We start from the raw sequence: 2,553 nt of genomic DNA on the forward strand, positions 1-2,553 counted from the left end.
GTCAGGAATTCCGGCTGGTCCGGCGTACCGGGCGCCGCGGGAATCAGATGGTTCACCTCGACGTTCCACAACAGATCTCACGCGAATTGCCGGCGTGGATGCTCGATTCGTCGATATGCTCGGCAATGTCGCTAGGCGAGCCGCAGGTGAGCGCAGAAGCGCTGGCCCTTGTGTGCCGCATCCTGACTGATCGGAAGCACCACTCCGTCGCAGGAGGATCATCGAAACCTCTGTCAACGGAGGGCCATTCCGATGAGACGAATGCAAAGAGGACCCGGCTTACAACTTCCGCTGGAGCTGCACCGAGATCCAACCTTCAACGCAGCCATCGTGGGGAATCGACGGGAGGAAGTGATCGAAGCGCTCGCGGCGCTTCTGCTGGAAGCGCTGGGCAAGCCGGTGAACACAAACGACCGAGGAGATCGCGATGAGCCAGAAGATCTCCGCTGAACATCTCTGCCGAGGCGCGGTTGTTTACGTCCGGCAGTCAACCATGAGCCAGGTAGTGGAGCACACGGAGAGCCAGAATCGTCAGTACGCGCTCGCCGAATCTGCACGAACCATGGGCTTTGCTTCAGTAACCACGATTGACGATGATCTTGGACGTTCGGGTTCCGGCAGTATCCAGCGGCCCGGGTTCCAGAAGCTGGTCGCGTAGGTGTGTGCCGGATCCGTCGGCGCCGTGTTCTGTCTCGAGGCTTCACGACTTGCGCGCAACGGCCGCGATTGGCACCATCTCATTGATCTTTGCGCACTGGTCGGCACGGTCGTGGTTGATCACGACGGTATTTACGACCCCAGGCTGGTCAACGATCGGCTCCTGCTTGGACTCAAAGGCACGATGTCGGAGTACGAACTCAGTTTGCTGCGGCAGCGCGGCATTGCCGCCCGGGATTCGAAGGCCCAGCGTGGCGAATTACGCTTCGCGCTACCTCCCGGCTACTGCTGGAACGAGCTTGGGCAGATCGAGATGGATCCAGACGAACGGGTTGCGGAGGCCATCCGGGTGCTCTTCCGTAAATTTCGCGAACTCGGCAGTGCCCGTCAGGTGTTGCTATGGGCCATACAATCGGACGTCAAGCTACCCGTAACGCGGCACGGCCCCGCCGGCATCCGGATCGAATGGAGGCGGTCTGCCTATCACACGATTGTCCAGATCCTGGAACATCCGGTTTATGCTGGGGCGTACGTGTTTGGAAGGACAACCCAACGCACTGCCGTCGTCGACGGACGGGCTCGTAAGACCGAAGGCCACTCCAAGCCGATGAAGGATTGGAGCGTCCTGTTGCGAGATCATCACCCCGGGTATATCACGTGGGATCAGTTCGAGGAGCATCAAAGGATGATTGCCGAGAACACACACATGAAGAAGCGGGCTTCCCGCCGATCTGCTCGTGGCGGGCGCGCATTGCTGACTGGCCTTGCGCGATGTGGTCGATGCGGTCGAATGATGCGAGTGAACTACGGCATGAGAGCCGGTCACGCGCATCGCTATTATTGCCGCAGGGACGAGGCACATGTCGGAGCGATTCTCTGTATCGGAATCGGTGGAGTACGTGTTGACAAAGCGGTGGCGGCCGCGATTCTCGAAGCGGTTTCGGAGCATGCGGTGGAAGCGGCCATTCGTGCTGCACAGCAAACATCGCGCGCAGATGACGATGTGCGTCGCGCGTTGGCCTGCGAGATCGAGGGAGCGCGCTACGACGCATCTCTTGCCGCACGCCGGTATGAGGTTGTCGATCCGATGAAGCGGTTGGTTGCGCGCGAGCTTGAAGCGCGCTGGAATGCGGCCCTTGAACGTGTCGTTCACCTCGAAGAGCGGGCAGCGCTTCTGGATCGCGAGGTGGCAAGTCGGCCCGCGATTGACCAGGCGCAGCTAATGACGCTCGCGCACGATCTCCCAGCGACGTGGAATGCGCCGGGCACCGACATGCGAACAAAGCAGCGGCTGACGCGCATCCTCATTCAAGAGGTCGTAATCGATCTGGACGACGACACGAATGAAGCGGTCGCCACGGTTCATTGGACGGGAGGTCGGCACACGGAGCTTCGCGTCGCGCGCGTAAATGTTGGGCGATATCCCTCCAGCCAACACTTCAGTGCTGTTGAGGTCATGCGCAAGCTTGGCGGGCAGTGGCCGGACAGGGAGCTTGCGGTGACCATGAACCGTATGCGCTGCAAATCACCAGACGGCAAGACCTGGTCCACGGTTCGCGTTACCGAACTGCGCGAACGACTCGGCATTGCACCATTCGATCCGACTGCGTCGCGTGCGGAGACGATCAGCGTGGAAGAAGCCTCGCGGCGACTGGGAATCTATGGGAGTTCGATTCATCGGCTCATTCGTGAGGGAATACTACCTGCGACTCAGCTTATGCCATCGGCACCTTGGCAGGTTCCTGTTGCTGCGCTCGAATCCGAAGCTGTCAGGGAAGGCGTACGGGCAATCAAGGAGCGGCGGCCGCCTCACTTCAAGGCTCGACAGGAAGCAGAGAAGTCACTCAAGTTGCCGGGCTTCTAACCAAAGGATGCACTATGTCACGAGACTCCCGC

At 60.2% G+C, this 2,553-nt stretch carries 2 protein-coding genes and 1 pseudogene; all 3 read left to right on the top strand.

Annotation, left to right across the window (positions count from 1 at the left end):
• The first annotated feature begins 252 nt into the window (after nucleotides 1-252).
• The 3 genes and pseudogenes from C7H84_RS36890 to C7H84_RS37525 all read left to right on the top strand — a co-directional run bounded on the left by C7H84_RS36890 (nucleotide 253) and on the right by C7H84_RS37525 (nucleotide 2,521).
• Nucleotides 253-450 (top strand): hypothetical protein, encoded by a 198-nt coding sequence (locus C7H84_RS36890; RefSeq protein ID WP_162999527.1) that lies wholly within the window; start codon nucleotides 253-255, stop codon nucleotides 448-450.
• A pseudogene (locus C7H84_RS37520) lies at nucleotides 428-1,345 on the top strand (recombinase family protein); the annotation flags it as partial. The gene C7H84_RS36890 and the pseudogene C7H84_RS37520, both read left to right, overlap by 23 nt.
• An 18-nt stretch (nucleotides 1,346-1,363) precedes the next feature.
• On the top strand, nucleotides 1,364-2,521 hold the full coding sequence (locus tag C7H84_RS37525; RefSeq protein WP_276208449.1) for a zinc ribbon domain-containing protein: 1,158 nt from the start codon (nucleotides 1,364-1,366) through the stop codon (nucleotides 2,519-2,521).
• Nucleotides 2,522-2,553: the final 32 nt, after the last annotated feature.

It is taken from the genome of Burkholderia sp. Nafp2/4-1b, from assembly GCF_003635165.1.
GTDB lineage: Bacteria > Pseudomonadota > Gammaproteobacteria > Burkholderiales > Burkholderiaceae > Burkholderia.

Excerpts from the sequence above, each read along its gene's own strand:
- C7H84_RS36890 (WP_162999527.1), top strand. The coding sequence starts at position 253 with ATGAGACGAATGCAAAGAGGACCCGGCTTACAACTTCCGCTGGAGCTG.
- C7H84_RS37525 (WP_276208449.1), top strand. The coding sequence starts at position 1,364 with ATGAAGAAGCGGGCTTCCCGCCGATCTGCTCGTGGCGGGCGCGCATTG.